Origin of the sequence: Pseudomonas sp. 58(2021) (genome assembly GCF_017491585.1) — a bacterium.
In the GTDB taxonomy this organism is placed as follows: Bacteria; Pseudomonadota; Gammaproteobacteria; order Pseudomonadales; family Pseudomonadaceae; genus Aquipseudomonas; species Aquipseudomonas fluorescens_BT.
In genome coordinates this window covers 192,126-208,232 of the sequence record NZ_JAFGYZ010000007.1, presented here as the reverse complement: position 1 = coordinate 208,232, position 16,107 = coordinate 192,126, and the positions used below count along the sequence as shown (strand labels likewise).

20 protein-coding genes are annotated in these 16,107 nt (G+C 56.0%); 2 read left to right on the top strand and 18 right to left on the bottom strand.

Annotated features, from left to right (window positions below; all coding sequences use genetic code 11):
• Nucleotides 1–123 precede the first annotated feature (123 nt).
• Together J5M72_RS10555 and J5M72_RS10550 are read right to left on the bottom strand one after the other, a co-directional pair.
• The gene (locus J5M72_RS10555; RefSeq protein ID WP_169432469.1) at nucleotides 124–507 is read right to left on the bottom strand and encodes an SCP2 sterol-binding domain-containing protein; all 384 of its coding nucleotides are present in this window, start codon (nucleotides 505–507) and stop codon (nucleotides 124–126) included.
• A gap of 505 nt (nucleotides 508–1,012) precedes the next feature.
• Entirely contained in the window at nucleotides 1,013–1,261 is a 249-nt protein-coding gene (locus tag J5M72_RS10550) for a hypothetical protein (protein WP_207865423.1), read from the bottom strand.
• 460 nt (nucleotides 1,262–1,721) lie between these two features.
• On the opposite strand from J5M72_RS10550, the gene J5M72_RS10545 reads away from it, so the two are divergent.
• Nucleotides 1,722–2,219 carry a hypothetical protein gene (locus J5M72_RS10545; RefSeq protein WP_207865422.1) on the top strand — a complete coding sequence of 166 codons (498 nt, stop codon included), beginning with the start codon at nucleotides 1,722–1,724 and terminating at the stop codon, nucleotides 2,217–2,219.
• Between the two features lie 115 nt (nucleotides 2,220–2,334).
• Here the strand turns inward: J5M72_RS10545 and J5M72_RS10540 are convergent, their stop codons facing one another.
• Nucleotides 2,335–2,718 carry an SCP2 sterol-binding domain-containing protein gene (locus J5M72_RS10540; RefSeq protein WP_207865421.1) on the bottom strand — a complete coding sequence of 128 codons (384 nt, stop codon included), beginning with the start codon at nucleotides 2,716–2,718 and terminating at the stop codon, nucleotides 2,335–2,337.
• 532 nt (nucleotides 2,719–3,250) lie between these two features.
• Here J5M72_RS10540 and J5M72_RS10535 point away from each other — a divergent pair.
• Complete coding sequence (locus J5M72_RS10535; protein ID WP_243433273.1) at nucleotides 3,251–3,619, top strand: DUF6124 family protein; 369 nt, start codon at nucleotides 3,251–3,253, stop codon at nucleotides 3,617–3,619.
• Between the two features lie 62 nt (nucleotides 3,620–3,681).
• Here J5M72_RS10535 and J5M72_RS10530 read toward each other — a convergent pair whose 3' ends face one another.
• The 15 genes from J5M72_RS10530 to J5M72_RS10460 all read right to left on the bottom strand — a co-directional run bounded on the left by J5M72_RS10530 (nucleotide 3,682) and on the right by J5M72_RS10460 (nucleotide 15,991).
• Nucleotides 3,682–4,770 carry a hypothetical protein gene (locus tag J5M72_RS10530; RefSeq protein ID WP_243433272.1) on the bottom strand — a complete coding sequence of 363 codons (1,089 nt, stop codon included), beginning with the start codon at nucleotides 4,768–4,770 and terminating at the stop codon, nucleotides 3,682–3,684.
• Between the two features lie 28 nt (nucleotides 4,771–4,798).
• Nucleotides 4,799–5,791: a hypothetical protein gene (locus tag J5M72_RS10525; RefSeq protein WP_243433271.1), complete on the bottom strand. Its 993-nt coding sequence runs from the start codon at nucleotides 5,789–5,791 to the stop codon at nucleotides 4,799–4,801.
• A gap of 51 nt (nucleotides 5,792–5,842) precedes the next feature.
• Nucleotides 5,843–6,598 carry a lysozyme inhibitor LprI family protein gene (locus J5M72_RS10520; protein WP_169432723.1) on the bottom strand — a complete coding sequence of 252 codons (756 nt, stop codon included), beginning with the start codon at nucleotides 6,596–6,598 and terminating at the stop codon, nucleotides 5,843–5,845.
• Nucleotides 6,599–6,600: 2 nt separating this feature from the next.
• Nucleotides 6,601–7,452 carry a tetratricopeptide repeat protein gene (locus J5M72_RS10515; RefSeq protein ID WP_169432724.1) on the bottom strand — a complete coding sequence of 284 codons (852 nt, stop codon included), beginning with the start codon at nucleotides 7,450–7,452 and terminating at the stop codon, nucleotides 6,601–6,603.
• Entirely contained in the window at nucleotides 7,439–7,984 is a 546-nt protein-coding gene (locus J5M72_RS10510) for a hypothetical protein (protein ID WP_207865419.1), read from the bottom strand. Before J5M72_RS10510 ends, J5M72_RS10515 begins: the two co-directional genes overlap by 14 nt.
• Nucleotides 7,985–7,988: 4 nt before the next feature.
• Nucleotides 7,989–8,495 (bottom strand): hypothetical protein, encoded by a 507-nt coding sequence (locus tag J5M72_RS10505; protein ID WP_243433270.1) that lies wholly within the window; start codon nucleotides 8,493–8,495, stop codon nucleotides 7,989–7,991.
• 35 nt (nucleotides 8,496–8,530) lie between these two features.
• Nucleotides 8,531–9,040: a hypothetical protein gene (locus J5M72_RS10500; protein ID WP_236192136.1), complete on the bottom strand. Its 510-nt coding sequence runs from the start codon at nucleotides 9,038–9,040 to the stop codon at nucleotides 8,531–8,533.
• On the bottom strand, nucleotides 9,037–11,487 hold the full coding sequence (locus tag J5M72_RS10495; RefSeq protein ID WP_207865418.1) for an alpha/beta fold hydrolase: 2,451 nt from the start codon (nucleotides 11,485–11,487) through the stop codon (nucleotides 9,037–9,039). Before J5M72_RS10495 ends, J5M72_RS10500 begins: the two co-directional genes overlap by 4 nt.
• A 9-nt stretch (nucleotides 11,488–11,496) precedes the next feature.
• On the bottom strand, nucleotides 11,497–12,891 hold the full coding sequence (locus J5M72_RS10490) for a TIGR01777 family oxidoreductase (RefSeq protein ID WP_207865417.1): 1,395 nt from the start codon (nucleotides 12,889–12,891) through the stop codon (nucleotides 11,497–11,499).
• Between the two features lie 99 nt (nucleotides 12,892–12,990).
• Nucleotides 12,991–13,566 (bottom strand): hypothetical protein, encoded by a 576-nt coding sequence (locus J5M72_RS10485; RefSeq protein WP_169432473.1) that lies wholly within the window; start codon nucleotides 13,564–13,566, stop codon nucleotides 12,991–12,993.
• A gap of 26 nt (nucleotides 13,567–13,592) precedes the next feature.
• Nucleotides 13,593–14,120 (bottom strand): hypothetical protein, encoded by a 528-nt coding sequence (locus J5M72_RS10480; RefSeq protein ID WP_169432474.1) that lies wholly within the window; start codon nucleotides 14,118–14,120, stop codon nucleotides 13,593–13,595.
• On the bottom strand, nucleotides 14,120–14,608 hold the full coding sequence (locus tag J5M72_RS10475) for a hypothetical protein (RefSeq protein ID WP_207865416.1): 489 nt from the start codon (nucleotides 14,606–14,608) through the stop codon (nucleotides 14,120–14,122). The genes J5M72_RS10480 and J5M72_RS10475 overlap by 1 nt, the downstream gene beginning before the upstream one ends.
• A gap of 54 nt (nucleotides 14,609–14,662) precedes the next feature.
• Nucleotides 14,663–15,124, bottom strand: a complete 462-nt coding sequence (locus tag J5M72_RS10470) for a hypothetical protein (protein ID WP_169432476.1) — start codon at nucleotides 15,122–15,124, stop codon at nucleotides 14,663–14,665.
• Between the two features lie 9 nt (nucleotides 15,125–15,133).
• On the bottom strand, nucleotides 15,134–15,565 hold the full coding sequence (locus tag J5M72_RS10465) for a hypothetical protein (RefSeq protein ID WP_243433269.1): 432 nt from the start codon (nucleotides 15,563–15,565) through the stop codon (nucleotides 15,134–15,136).
• Between the two features lie 27 nt (nucleotides 15,566–15,592).
• The gene (locus tag J5M72_RS10460) at nucleotides 15,593–15,991 is read right to left on the bottom strand and encodes a hypothetical protein (protein ID WP_207865415.1); all 399 of its coding nucleotides are present in this window, start codon (nucleotides 15,989–15,991) and stop codon (nucleotides 15,593–15,595) included.
• Nucleotides 15,992–16,107: the final 116 nt, after the last annotated feature.

Genomic DNA, 16,107 nt, shown 5'->3' with positions numbered 1-16,107 from the left:
GGTTGCATAGAAATTCTTCAACTTCGAACGCAACCTGACAATGCTCTGAAAATGACGAGATTTCACCTGTCAGAAATGACAGTGCGAATACCTACAACAGCCAAATGGCCGAACTGAACGGCCTCAAATCTTGGGTTTGACCTTCCGCGGCTTCAAATACTTCATCAACCCCTGAAACCACATCACCAGCGCCGGATTGCCCTTGAGCTGGATCGACTTGTCCTGAATCCCCTGCATGAACGCCAGCTGCTTGTTCTTGGCCTGCATCGTGGCAAACCCGAACGCCGCGTCCTTGAACGCAATCGCAAACGCCGGCTCCGCCACCACGCCAGACTTGCTGGTAATGCGCTGGTCCTTCACCACGAAATGCCGCGCCACCTTCCCGTCCAGAGTCTGCAGCTGAAACACCAGATCCTTGTCACCCAACTGCTGCTGGAACGCAGGATTTGTCCGACTGGCCTTACCCATCAACAGACCCAGCATCCACAGAAGAAAACGAAATTTCATGCGCACAGCCTCAAAAGGAAAATGAACGGCTGGGGGAGTGTAAGGGATTCGGATGGATTCGCCACTCTCTTGCACGGATAGAAGACGATGCAGCGATTTTCTCGCATGATGACTACCAAGTCACGATTTCACCCTCTGGACTTGATCCCCGTCCTACACCTGAAGAAACACATTCCTGTAGGAGCTGCTGAAGGCTGCGATCTTTTGATCTTCTCCCCCGCAAACCTATGGGAAATTTCCCGCAATACGCCGGGATACCCATGAACTAGGCGAACCTGGACATCACCGATAGCCTCTGTGTGTCACCGCAAAATCGGTGACTCGGACGTGCAAGTCCGATAGGGCACACAATCGCTTATGGCAATTCATCGGGCATTTTCCTATGCTCGCGGGTCGTTAAGGCGGCTGTGTGTGGGAGGCTTTCGAGCCTGCCGCTCTCCCACAGTGCTTCAACAGCTAACTGTGGGAGTACGTCGTTTGCGACACTTAAGGCAGATCACTTTGCTCAAGCCAAAATTCGTACGATAGAATCTGAAGCCCAGATGTCTTTAACGAGATAAGCCACTCGATTATCTGTCGTCAATGCTAAGGATGCGGCCACAGCGCTACCCGGCACACCATCAAGAGTTATGTAGCCCACTCCACAAAATTTTTTATCTATAGGTCCATCGGCGTTATAACGCTCAATTTTGTTGATTTTTTTTCTTCCCCTCCAAAAAACAGATCCGTCCCGACCACCATGATTTGCGTCCATAGAAAAGGCCCCACACTCAAACGAGTGTGGGGCCTTTTTGTTGCTCGTTCACACCAGGCTCAGGGCTTGGGCTTACGAGACTTCAAATACTTGGTCAACCCCTGAAATCAAATCACCAGCGCAAGTTTGCGCTGGAGCTGGATCGAACTGCCCTAAATCCCCTGTATGAACGCCATCTGCTTGTTCTCGGCCGGTATAGTGGCGAATGAGAAAACTCCGTTTTGAACTCATAGATCGAGCCTGTTAGAGAAACGTGAAAACAAATAAGCCAGATTAAAACAAACCTCGCTCACTGAAAAAGAAAAAACAACCAACACTTATTCTACAGAGTTAGCACCCTCACTTCGAAAAGCTATAAAAACCTGTCAGAAACTACAGTTTACGCCTCCGCGTTCCAGGTAGAGACTGCGCTCTCAATTCCTGTTGTATCAATAAAACCAGATGAGAAGAAGAGGATTATATGGCTAATACATCATCAATAGACTTCACTGACTTTACGAAAGGCCATACGAACGGATGGGAAGTTGTTGGTGGCCAGAATGGAGAAATAATCCGAGACAGAGAAAACTACTTCTACCGCTCCGACGCCCCATACGCATACAACGGAGTTGATTTTCAGAAAGATATTAATTTTGATGTTGGGAAACCCTATAAATTCAGTATAAAAATTCGCACGCAATCCGATATGGAAAAAATGATTGGCGTACAGGTGGTCGTCGGAAATGGATATCCAGGAGCGCACATCGCATTACGCGTTGAACTAGAACCCCCTGATATAAAACACCATGAGTGGCAAACACTTGAGGGCTACATTTTTTTAAGAGTGCCTGTTGGAAGCGACGAAGTAATTGTGAACATCTACTCCTTTCGCTCGATAGATGTTGACGATATGTCGATTGACCTGACTCCTACGGAAATGCTTTCAAAAGATGAGCCAGTAACTAAAAGACAGCTATAGAATCGCATTGACTGACATCATCTAGTGGCCCTGACACTCATGTGTCCGGGCCGCTTTGCGCCTTGGTAGGAGCAATCTCTCTCGCCACGACTTCTCTTCTGACCAAACACCGGATTCAAGCCTTCTGTTTGGCCTTCCGCGGCTTCAAATACTTCATCAACCCCTGAAACCACATGACCAGCGCCGGGTTGCCCTTGAGCTGGATCGACTTGTCCTGAATCCCCTGCATGAACGCCAACTGCTTGTTCTTCGCCTGCATCGTGGCAAACCCGAACGCCGCGTCCTTGAACGCAATCGCAAACGCCGGCTCCGCCACCACCCCGGACTTGCTGGTAATGCGCTGGTCCTTCACCACGAAATGCCGCGCCACCTTCCCGTCCAGAGTCTGTAGCTGAAACACCAGATCCTTGTCACCCAACTGCTGCTGGAACGCAGGATTTGTCCGACTGGCCTTACCCATCAACAGACCCAGCATCCACAGAAGAAAACGAAATTTCATGCGCACAGCCTCAAAAGGAAAATGAACGGCTGGGGGAGTGTAAGGGATTCGGACGGATTCGCCACTATCTTGCACGGATAGAAGACGATGCAGCGATTTTCTCGCATGATGACTACCAAGTCACGATTTCACCCTCTGGACTTGGTCCCCGTCCTACACCTGAAGAAACACATTCCTGTAGGAGCTGCTGAAGGCTGCGATCTTTTGATCTTCTCCCCCGCAAACCTATGGGAAATTTCCCGCAATACGCCGGGATACCCATGAACTAGGCGAACTTGGAGATCACCGATAGCCTCTGTGTGTCACCGCAAAATCGGTGACTCGGACGTGCAAGTCCGGTTCAGGTGCACAATCGTTGATGGCAATTCGCTGAGTGTTTTCCTATGCTCGCGGATCGTTATGGCGGCTGTGCGTCGGAGACTCTCGAGTCTGCCGGCCACCTGGACCGGTCTTGCACACCAACGCATAGCTGCCACCTCTTTCGAAGTGCAAGCGAATGGGTGTCGGCCTCACAATTCCAGGAAGCTGCGCAATGATCAAACCAACACCCAATCCCCCAGAAACACCCGAAACCTCCCCCTACGAATCCCTCGATTCAAAGAAACTCCACGAAGCCGCCGAACGCGCCCTCGACCACCACTTCAAACCCAGAGCCTCACGCCCCAAACGCCTGGGCGGCCTGTTCGCCCTCTGCCCCGACACCGACGCCGAAGCCCTCATGGCCAACGCCTCCGAAGACCTCCTGTCCATCAGCGCCATCGCCGCCAACCTGGCCGACGACCTCGACGGCCCCCGCCGCTCGATGGCACTGGGCCTGAGCAGAATGGCCGATGGCGTGCGGTTGATGGTGGAAGGCACGCTCGATCACATTGAGTTTCGGGAGTATCAGGGCAAGCCGTAGCTGAATTGCGGGCGGGAAAAAGGGGACGTTGAGTCCCCTTTCCTGATCTTCGGCAGCAGCGATTAGCGAAAGTCCTCTGCGCTTTTGGGTCGCGTCTCCAACCCGAAATCCGCCAACCGATGTACGTAAGCATGACCACCGGCATTACAGGACTGCCGGAATACAACTTCGTCCCCCTTGAGCACCGTCAGAAAACTTACGAAGGCCTGGCTAACGAGGTAGGTATACGCACCGCTTTTGAACTTGATGATGTTCAGGTTCACGCTGCCTTCCGACGCATCTACAACAAAGAACTTGCCCTTGGGTGGCATAGCGTTCTTTGGGTAAACCATCTCGATGTTCCCCGGCACACCATAGCGATACTGAACAGAACCGGCCGTGGGCTTGCTGTTTCCCGTCGCACAAACAGAAACCGTCTTACCGCCCCGCAACGGGCAACTGAAGTAGATGTCTTCATCATCCGAGCACAACGTTCCATCCTGCCCGCGCTTCAACGGCGCCGTCTCCTGCGAAACGCGCTCCGGCGTTTGCGCGACATCAGCACAGTTGGACAGGCAAACCAGTTTCGAAAGATCCGGAACATCGCTTTCAGTAAACAGGTACGTCGCTGAACCCTCACGATTGCGGTCGTGATAAACGGGAACACTGACGGCCAGCCCTTTGGCCGACACCGGCACCTTGGTATCCCCGCCCGAGACGACCCAGCCTTCGGCCTCCCCGCATAACGCCTCCAAAGCGACTTCACTGAACGAGTCTTTCGTTGGCACGGCGAACGGCTTGGCATCACCTCGGCAGTCGTAGCCATGCCAGTAGGGCCCGGTGTTCATATCAATGTCGATCGAGAAAACATAAGCGCCGTCGAGCACAACTTTGCCGCTGTCGTAAGTAAAAACCAGCCAACGGCGCGACTTCGCCTGGGAGTAATTTTCTTCCTGAAGGATGTAGCGCTCGCCATCTCGATACAGCCAAAAGCCACTCATCGCTCCAGCCGGTTCCTCCGTCTCGGAGAGACGCTGCCCGGAGTGTGCGTCCACCAGAAAATTGTCCTTCAGCGCCAGCGCACAGTCGCTGCCAACGTCCCTGCACGACGTGAGTGACGGGAACATCGGCCCCGCCACAGCAGTGAAAGAACACAGCAATAACGCGATCAAACCTAATCTTTTCAACTTGCCACCTGCTTCAAAGCGAGTAATCCATCACATCTTCCAGACGCCAGCATTGCCCACGGACAAACCGATACTCGAAGACATAATCGGTATCCGGTTTCTGCAGGATCGCAACGGCGTGATCACCCTGCTCGTCCTTGACGGTCAACGTCAGGCCCTGAGCCTCTCGCTTCGCTACATCCGGGATGATCGGGAATTTGAGCTGATCGCCGCTGAGGCTGCTTTTTTGCATCTCGGGTTCGGGATCACCGGCCACGGTCGTGACCATTTTCAGCGGCTGCTGGACGAAGGCTTTCTGCACCTCTGCGCGCTCAGAGAAGGCTGAGAGGAAGGTTGAAAAGTTGGGTGAGGGGCAAGCGACACTGGCCTTGTCACCCTCAGTTTTGAGTGGCTTCTGACGGTTGCTCTGATCCAGTTTCGAATCCGAAATCATCCTTCCATCCAGATCCGCCAAGTACTTCTTGATGCTCGTCGCATCCTTGTAAGCACAGTCGACTTCTACGCCATCTTCTCGATTTATACCGTCAAGGCAGTTCTGCAACTCAGGGTCTGGCGGGTCACCTCGAAAGAACTGCAAAGCCAAGTGGTCGCCGTCCTTGAAGAGCGGCAGTTCCAGCACCGAATAGGAATCTCCTTCGAAATGTTCGTCCAGAACTTTGTGTTTTGTCAGGACAAACATGGACTTCCCCGCTCGCTCAGGGAATTTGCGCTCGAAGAAGAACACCGAGGCAATCTGTTCGTCTTCAACCTTCCACACATAATTCAGCGAAGGATTCACCGCATTCATGGGCGCGTAGAAAATCTCGGCACCTGGCACATGCACGCCCCTGACCTGACCCTTGAGGTTGTTCTTCAAAAAGAACACCGTGATCTTTTGATCACCCAACGAAGCAACCACCGGGGGATGCAATTCTCCGATGGTTTGTGTGTCACTTGCCGATGCCGGCTGAGCCGACAAGCCGACGATGAGCCCGAGCACACCAAAACAACTTAAGAGCCTGTTCAATTCCGATCACTTCCCTGCTGATCAATCTTCTAAATATTTACGCTGATGGTTTCACGATGACTCAGGTGCGCCGCATCTCAGCTCTTTGATTTGCTCGTTTTGAATCGGAATTACACAGGCGAGGCGCTTCTCTGCCTCCTCACGAAGCTCGAACAAGCTGAGCGTCAGCTGTAAACCATCCGCAGTGAATGCATGATCCTCAAACAACGCACTGGCGTAACCATCCCAAAACGATTTGCCATTAAAACTGCAAAACCGTTTTGAGGAGAGCACCCGCCAATTGCCCTTGGGCGCGAGGATCTGAACATTGAGGCAGGGGCTGCCAAACGTAGTGACATAACGAGCCACCACATCGCCGTATCGTTGCGAAGCAGAACTGGAAACCTTGGCGACATCGATCACTTCACTCGGATCATCCGGGACGACCGCATCCAGGAAGGCTGCACGCTCTAGGCTCATTCTGGCCATGCAGTTGTTGATGGTCGTGACATGCGCGGCCATCCCAGGCTCGATTTCCGTGGCTTCGAGCGGGCACGTGGTGTCGCGCAGCTTGATCCAGGCGCGCTGGGATTCTCTGGCCATGGCGACCAGCGTCTTGCCCTGCTCCGGGTCGCTCCGCTGCTGAGACTCGAAGCGCGCCAGTAGTTTTTTGTAGCTGATATTGAGCTGTGCATCGGCTTCCTTGCGGGCCGCCTCCACGCAGCGATCGACCTGTGAGCTCACGGAAATCTCTTTGCAGTCGTCATCGGCCATTGCGAAAGAGGCAAACAGGCATCCAAAGGACAACGCGATAAAGCGCACAAACATGTTCAATTTTTCATTCCCTGAATGACGGATCGCTCAACTGCACGTTGAGGTATTTTCTGCGCCTTGCCGTCGGCGCTCATCGCGTCGCGGTACTGGCTGTAATAGCGCTGCGCTTCGTCTTTGCGATCAAGGCGCCAGAGTGAATCGGCGATGTTCAACATTAGCACTGTGCGTTTACCGACTGCCTCGACGCCGCGATACAACTTCAGCGCCAGTGCATCGTTGCCGCCCTCAGCCAAATAGAAACCAAGATCATTGATACCCTGAACATTGCGAGCCGGTGGATGGCAAGCCATGTACGAATCCGCCCCCATGACCAAGCTCCATTCGATCTCGCTGGCTCGATATTGCGCAGATTCAATGTTCGAGAGGGTTTTCAGTAGTGCCTGTGGGGAAGGTGTCTCCATTTCAGCTTTGAGTACTTCACCCTCGTCGGTAGTCCAGCTATTGCCCACCCATTTACCAGCGCAGAACTGATCATCACGCTGAAGCAGGACACAACCGGTCTCCATCGAAATCACATCGCAGTGGCTTCGTGACTGGAAGCTGTCTTCACCACTCCCGTCTGACAACATTCCATACATCGTTTGGTTCACGAGTAAGGTCTTCTTGTCAGGGCTAAGCCATCGAGGAAGGACTTCGACCCCGATATCGGTTCCGTAAAGCGGGAATGTTTTTCCATTCGCGGTAAAGGTCGCACTCGCCGCTTCCACTGAGTGTTCGGGCCATACCTTTGCTTTCAAATGCAATGTCAGTGTGTGCCCGTCGACTCCAGTGACTCGCACTTCTTCTGCCGTAGCCCCATTCGCCAGCAACAGACTCGCGAGCAATAGTGCGGATCTAAGGCTGCCCATAGTCGATCCTTTTAACCGCAGGGCTTGTTTGCTGTAACTGTCTTTCAGTGATGCCATAAGCCTCTATGAGCCCTTCCCAGGAACCCTTCGAACCAAACGACCGATAACTATTGCTGTAGCTGTAATGCTCCAACCTTCCAGCGGTGGAGTAATACCCGCGCCACTCCGGGCAGGACCCACACCCGCCATAACCGCCGATGAACACCAGGCTGCCCTTGCTTCCTTTTACACAATCCATCTCCACTGCCACGTTACTCAGCATCTTCGTCTTCTTACCGTCAGACGTGAGCTGTGAAACCTTGTCGATGTTGCGGCGCAACACTTTGCCGCCAATGTTGATCGTCTGATCGGAGCAGACCGGGATGAGGTGGGTTTCCGCGTCATCCACCGTCACGGATCGGCACGACGACACCATCACCACTTCAACACCGCCACATTGCATGACATCGCGCTGGGTGTAGGCGTCCTGGGGAGCGGCGAAAGCTGGAAATGAGAGCAGCAGCGAAAGGCTGCCTGCTAGAAGACGGTTCATCCACTCATTCCTCATCGATTGACGGCGATTCCACGTCGGTCATGCCAAGCAGCCGGAACTCGTTGTTCACGAATTCGTAGTACCGATCCCGGTTACGGTTTTCCAGGCGATTTCCCTGGGCGTCTTCTTCGCCATCGAGCGTGACGCCGGAAATGATGATCAAGCGACTATCGGGCAGGTACGTCGTGTCGAAAGTGCTGCCGTCGTAGGCATTCGGAAGACCACCAACGACATCACCGGTCTGGGCGTCCAGCACTTCGCCGCAAATGGCGCCGCCGCCACAGCCGAACCTGTACAGGATGTAATGGCCGGCGAAGTTGACCTTGCCTTGCAGGATCTTCGCCCGGGTGCTGTCCATGACCGGGTTGCTTTGTTCCTGCTGCACCGGTTCATGGTTGGGGCCGCTGAAAACGGGGGTGACGGCGTAATCCTTGAAGTCGGGATCGGCGGCGAATGCTATGGAAGTGGCAGCTGAAAGCAAGCTGCCGAGAACAATCGAAAATCCTTTCAAGTACTAACTCCATAACTGCAGTGGGAACCGTTGGCTTACTCAGACTGACCTTCATAACGCTGTGTCTGTGGGTTGAACTGCCACAGATGTGGCCGGGTCATGGCTACATTTTTTTTGTAGCGAATCTGCCCGCGCTTATCCCTGATGTAGGAATAGATCTCGATGTCTTTGACGTCGCCGCCGTTCTTGGGCGGACCGTCCAGAACCTTGATCCCGGCAAAGTAATCACCGCCGGTATGCTTCAAGTAACCACGGCACTGGATCAGGAAGGCGTACGTCATGTCGCCGGCCGAGCCGTGACTTGAATAGGAGAGGAAGATGAAGTCGTCTCGGCCATCGCCGTTGAGATCGCCTTGGTACACCACCTTGCCACGCTCTAGAGAAAATCCGTCATCGTAGAAGCCAGAATGTATGTCTTCGACACTTTCTCCACTGTCTTTCCATTGCGTAAGAAAAGTCTTGGTATCGCTTTTCTCGTTGCAGATATCCGACGCCATCGCTGCCATTGGCAACCAGCTCATGCATAACACCAGCAGTCGTTTCACTTCACATCCTTCGAATTCATCAATTCCAATTCACCATCCCGATACAACACTTCGCACCCGATCCACGCCAGATCCACCTGCGGCATCACCGCCGAAGGCTTGCGCAATTCCCGCAACAACGTCGAACCATGCGACAACCGCCCGCCCATTCGCGCAATCACCGCCCGCGCTGCCTGATAGTGCGCGTGACGCCCGGGATCGAGGGTGTCTTCCAGCAAGATGTCTTCGCCAAGAATGCCCCGCACCTGCCCCGGGTAGATCATGAATCCGGTGGCCTGTTCGGCACCTTCGCGGCCGTCCTGCCAGAAGCTGCCGTCGCGCGTGCGGATGTCCGGGTGCGGCGCAAACCAGTGTTCGCGATCCGCCAGCGGCATGGCGTGATGCAGGCGGAAGAAGATGCGCATCAGGTTGTCGCGATACCACTCGCGCACTTGCAGGTAGTAACCACGAAGGCCCGGCAGGCCGGTCGAATGGGCGAGGCGGATCAGGCCTGACCATTGCGGGAAGGCCTGTAATGGAAGCGCGCTCGACGCAGGCCGAGGAGTGGCCGGATCGGTCTCCCACGGCAGTCGATGAGGGCTGTTTTCCAGGTTGTCGTAAGCGGTGGGCGGTCGGCCCAGCCAGTCCCCGCCGCTGCTGGCCAGCGCCGTGGCGATACACAGATTGCCCTGCACCACGAACACATAGAACCGGGTGAACCAGTCGGCCAGTTGCTGACCGTCAGCACTCTGGGCGACGAGGTCGGTCAGCTCCCGGTCGAAGCGTTGCAGGCCGTGTTCAAGGCTCAGCAAATGCCCGCGAGCGATACGTTGCATGCGCAGAAACAACGGCAGCGAACGCAATATCCGCAGCGGTCGCCACGGCAGATGCGGGGTCGCGCCGCCGACTTCACCGGCATAGTTGCTGGCGCTGATGCCCCAGTCGGCCAACCGTGCGAGAAACAGGTCGTTGTTGATGTAGGACGCACCGCCAAATACAGCCGTGAACGGCTCGTTGTCCTGCAACACCCGCGTATCCCAACGGGCCATGATCGCCGGAATGCTCGCGGCGGCCCGGCGCTGGGCGTACTCCACCAGCACGCTGGGTTGCGGCGGCAGGATCTCGGCGATGTTGGCGGCCGTCAGGTGCCGACGCCAGCCGTAGTCGCTGATCGGCCGGTATTGCAGCAGCCACAGTTGCGTACCGTCCCAGGCCCATTCGACATCGCCCGGCACATAGTGAAACACCCGCAAGACATCCTGGAGAAAGCGCCACAGCACGTCTTCGGCCAACCCATGGGTGGCCGTGAACGTGCCGCTGCGCCAGGCTTCGCCGAGCCGCGAAAGCGTCGCTCGTTCCGGGCTGATCTGGCCGTCGGCAAGGGACTCAAGATGACCTTCAACCCATTCGAGTTCCACCGACAGATGACGCACAAACGCGATGCCCGACACCTGCGGCGTGATGAAGCGCTGCACCACCACTTCCTCGACACCTTCGGCAGTCAGCTCGGCAATGCGCGCCGGCACGCTGGCGGTCGGCTCGCGCAGGTAAGTCGTGCTCAAACCGGCATTCGCCGAGTCGGCCTGATCTTCGCCATAACTGGAGGAGCGCACCGCCCAGGTCGCCTGTGGTTGGCGGGCGAGAAAGGCCGGTAGTCGCGGGTCGTTGCAATCGTTGAGAGTCAGCGCCGCCGGCACCGGTTGCCGGGCCAGTTCCGCCAGACGCAAACGCCCGCCCTTGGTGTGCGCGACAAACCCGCGCTCGCCCGACTCCAGCCACTGCGCAAACTGCGCGGGCGCGTCGATCCATGGGTAATGGCCCCAACCGGGTTGGAGGCTGATGGTCAGATCCGCGCGCGCAAGAATCGCCGACCATGCCGCCGCTTGCTCGATGCCGAGCACCTTGTCCTGATCGCCCCAGACCAGCTCGACCGGGTCGGTGATCCACTCCAGCAATGGCAGCGCGGTGTCGGCACGGATCAGATCCCAGTGCGGCACAAACGCACGGCAACGCGCATAACCGGCGCCCATGCGCTGGTACTGCGCGGGCGTCCAGGTCTGGTTGGAAAACTTGCGCGCGAACAGCGTGGGTCTGTTCGACAGCAGCCAGTGAATGGACTTGCGGATTGGCAGCGGAGACATAAGCGCCGGCAATCGGCGCTGCCACAAAAAGGCGCCCACCGGCGCCAGCAATACACTGCGAGCAAAGTGCCCGGGCCGACGTTGTAGCGCATGCAGCACCAGCAACGCGTTGACCCCGACGGCCATGATCGCGCTGCCCTTTTGCGTCATCGCCAACAAGGTCTGGGCGTAAGCTGCCAGATCCTCACAGGGCGGCTGCGGGTTGGCGCCGAAGCCCGGCAGCTCCAGCGGCACCACCTCGTAACGCTGAAAATGCGGCAGCGCGTCATCCCACCAATCGGCGGCGCTGCCGTTGCCGGCCAGCAGGTACATCAAGGGCTTGCTCATGGGCGATCCTCAGGCCAGATCGCGCAGCGCGGCGTCGAGGGTCGGATAGCGGAACGTGTAGCCCGCCTCGCTCAAACGCTGCGGCACCACACGCTGACCGTCGAAGAACAGCTGAGCCATTTCCCCGGCCAACGCACGCACTGGTGCGGCTGGAATGTGGAACCATATCGGGCGCTTGAGGACCTTTCCGACGTTCTCGGCGAAGGCTGCCTGACTGACCGTTTCCGGCGCGACCATGTTGTAGGTGCCGCGCAAATTTTCATCGTGGAAAGATCGAGCGATCACCTGAATCACATCGTCGCGATGCACCCAGCTCATGATCTGCTGACCGTCGCCCATGCGCCCGCCGAAACCCAGACGGAACGGGATCAGCAATGGCAACAACGCACCGCCCGGCCCGAACACCACGCCGAGGCGCAGCAGAACCTGACGCACGCCAAACTGCGTGGCGGGTTGCGCCGAAGCCTCCCAGCGCGCGCAGAGCTCGGCCATGAAACCGTCGCCCTTGCTGGCCTGCTCATCGAGGTTTTCGCTGGCATCGCGCACGCCGTAGAAACCGATGGCCGAGGCTTGAATCCACAGCGCGGGTTTATGGCTTGTGTGCTTCAGCCAGGACATCAAGGCTTCGGTGGTATCGACCCGACTGGCGAGTAGTTGCGCCTGCCGTTTGGGGCTCCAGCGTGGACCGGCGACCGGTGCGCCGGCGAGGTTGATCACCACATCGAAGGGTTCGTCGCAGCCGAGTTCGCTCAGCGACCGCACACAGCGAACGCGACCGTCGAACAGGTTCGCCGCTTTCAACGGATCCCGCGCCAACACACTGACCGTGTGGCCGGCGTCGAGTAACTGATTGACCACGGCTTCACCGATAAACCCGGTACCCCCGGTGATCAGCACACGCTTGTAGGCGCCGCCGACAAAGGGGTTGGACTTGCTTACGGTCCTTTCTGGCGGGGATGACCGACGATCATGACGCAACAACCAGATCAGCGGCGGCAACAGCACCAGCAGCGCGAAACCGTCGAGCCACAGATGCGACCAGACCTGTTTTTGCGCTGAAAGCCACATGTCCTGCGGCGCCCATAACAGCACGCCCGCCATCAACCAGCCCCAAATTGCGGGAGCTTTAAGACGGTTGCCGAGGTGCACCAACGCGAGCATGTACAGCGAATAGCTTTGCAGCGTCGCGCCGAACAACGCGAGCCACCAGACCTGCAGCTCGTGACCGGCGGCGGGGACCGCATCGGCGCCCCAGAATGCGAGTTCGAGGGTGTGCAAATAGCCGTCGAGTAATCCGGAATGACCGGCCCAGGTCAGCGTGAGACCGGCGAGCACATGCACGATCGCCGCGGCATACAGCCAAAGCACCATCGCGGGGCGAAGAGAGAAAGAGGGGGCTGGCATTCCGTGTCCTGAGCGTGTTCCTTGAGGGCGGGGAGTTTAAAGGAAAATGGGGGTTGTCAGTCGCGCGAAGACAAAACGTTTGGTCCCGTTCAGTGATCGCTATTGCGCGGAGTGAGCGTCGATCACGCCGAGTAAATCCTTCAACCTGGCAATATCCTCTTCGTAAAAACCATTACATTGGGTGACGACTACATATTCAGAGCCGGTCGCTTTTTCATGGGTACTGCATACAAGTCCAAAACCTTCCCCGCCACCCTGTCGTTCGTACACGACATCCCGCGCATCCATCAGTACCCAGCCTGGCATCGCCAGTTTTTTAGTGGCTGATTCGGGCAACTGATCGAAATGCATGATTCCCTCAGCATTCGGCAACTTGACGAGCAAGTTGTAAGGCGACGACAAAGCACTCACCCCCACCATCTTCTTGACCTCGTTGAGGTCATTACCCCGCACGATAAACGTAGAGAGGCGGTCTATATCACTTTCATAAGCTGGATGATTGCGCGGCGACAGCTTCAAGACTTCCACGGCGCCCTCGTTGAGGCAACTGACCACCTCAAGGGTTGATTGGACGTCATGAAACTCGCAGGTGGATTCTTGAGCAAACACTGTCGGTGATAGAAGTGCCGTGCAGAACGCGAACACCCAGGTGAAACAAGATTGGGGCACGCTCAATTGAATGTCCTTGTACACATTTCCATTCACTGTGTATGACCCGCACCAATGCATTGAATGGAGCTGTCCGCGATGACGCCTCGGGCCAACAAACGCTCGACCGCAGCAGGGCCCGACTTAAGCTCGGTCTTGCTGGCCTCGCGATAACAGGCCATTGCACGGGGCAGATCAGCAGCGACGACAGTGCCGGTTTCGTAGACGTCACCCAATCGCAGGAGTGCGTGGCTAGAGCCTCGTAGCGCGGCGCTTTCCAATGTGGCCATCGATTTTTGCGGATCAATGCAGGCCTTGTGATCGTCGTACTCACCCTCATCGCAGTAAAACAAGGAGAGGAACACGCCATCGTCGGGATTACTCTGAAATGCCTGATTCATGAGCGCCAGAATCTGTTCATTCGGCAATCGCGGTGCCTGCCCGGAAAGACTGATTCCCGCGGCCGCCACTGCCGCCTGGGCCGAACCTTTGCGGGCACCGTCCACATAGCTGTCCAGCGCTGCTGCGTACAAAGAGACACCGGATTCGCCAGATGCCTTGTTGACCAGCCGATCGAACATCACGCTTTTTTCATCTCGCGCTCACCGGGTGAAGGGCGATCTGTTCGAGCCACGTCATCCATCACCGCTTCGAGCGTCCAGTCTTCAACACTGTTCAGCACCCAGCAGTCGCTGTGTTTGAAGACGAAAATCTTCAAGAAGGTACCCTGCTGATCACGCACGACCACCTTGTTCGGAAACGCGATCTCGGTAGACAGGCTCAACGCGGCAGCATTTTCCGTACCCAGCACGCTCAATTCATCGGCGGGCAAATGCTTGACGCTGCGCACGACAACCTTGGGTATGTTGCCTTCAGCCACGACATGAGTTGCCTGAATCAGCAACGCGGTAAACGCTTTCTGTACCGCCGAGTCCGATGAAAAGATTTTGACGAAGTCAGCGAAGTTGTTAGCCGGGCATTGCTGTTCAGAAGAGGCGAAGGCGCTTGTGCACAGGACGGTGCTCAACAATGCGATGGAAAGCCAGTGGTTCAGCCTGCGTGTTGTCATACCGCAACTCGGTACCGCAAAAAAATGTTTCAACAGTGTTCTTCCTTGAGCCATTCAGGTCTTGCGTTTGGTGAATCGGGTAATGCATTGCTCTGGCCCGTTCATGCCCCAATAAGTGCTGAGCAACGCCTTACGCTTTTTGTCTACGCGCAGGTTGACGAAGCCATCGCCGCAATCGGGCTTAGCCTCTTCGAAGCGGTTTGTCTCAGGTTGGTAGATGAACACTCTGAAGTAGGAGTAAGTACCCATACCGTCATCAATCTGCCAGACAGAAAAGTCCTTCATACCGTCGAAATTGAAATCACCGATCTGCATATGCAGCGGTTTTTCCGCTTGAAAATTGATTGTCTGCGACTCGCTGTGCGCTGCGTTTTTAAGAGCGACATTCAGAGTGGAACCTTCGAGTATCAATGTCGCTTCGACGCCTTTGGCTGGACTGAACGTGGTTGGTTCGGCCCACACCGAGATCGTCCACAGCAGGGCAAGCAATGAAACCACTAGAGTTTTGAATTGCATTTACTCGTTCTACTCCCACTCGCATCCGGACTCTAGGGAGGAGTCGATGTTGGGGTTATTCAAGAAGTGGTAAACCTTTCCGTTGGACTTTTTCGTGTACTTCATCGAGACGATCTGCGCCCCTTGAGTCACGAAATCGTAGGTTCCCGCAACTTTGCCATTGACGACTTCAGACCACGTTGTGGCTCTCTGCCAAGGGGCGTCGGGACCGAGCATCTCCTCCTCGGAATCCGTCAACACAATGGAGATGGGCTCGCTGGACTTGGCGTACTTGACGAATCCACCTGACCACTTGCTGGATGAGTCGTAGTAGGTACGCAGTTCGAACTTCACCGGGCTGTCCTGTGAAAGTTCGAAGCAAAGTGATTCGGTGGTGACCTCCGCATAAGCCATCAGGGGGAAGAGGCTGACCAGCAGAAGAAGGGCTTTTTTCACGTTCATTTCCTTATGAGAGATCGGGGGCACTGCCTATTCCGATCCCGCTACACACTGCCCATCCTGAAGATCAGGAGCTAGCGCCCGATTTCCCGACAGATACCAACTCGCAAGCGACTGACTCTCGCAATAAGCGTTCTTCTCGGCATCGTAATAAAACGCGACCTTGTGCTTGGCCATCCCACCCCGGTTGGGGACAAACAACTCGACGGCGAACACGACATCGGGCAAAGCAGTTTTTCTATCCGACATCAGCGTGGGTGGCCCCAGAAACTTACAGGGCACGCCGTCAAAAGGCAGATCCAACCGGCCGTCTTGATACCTGTAAATCGCGCAAATGCCATTCGGATCTTCAATCACCACGGCAGCCATCGTTCCACCGCTCCAGTTCACCACGCCATCTGCAATGGCGCGAAAACTATCGGCAGGCATTTGGTTTTCCTTCGTGAGTGCAGCGACCATCGCGGTGGGCATTGTATGGCTTGTACTGACACCGGTTGGCGCTGCGCTTGCGGACAACGCCCACGTCAACGCCAGGAACAACAGGG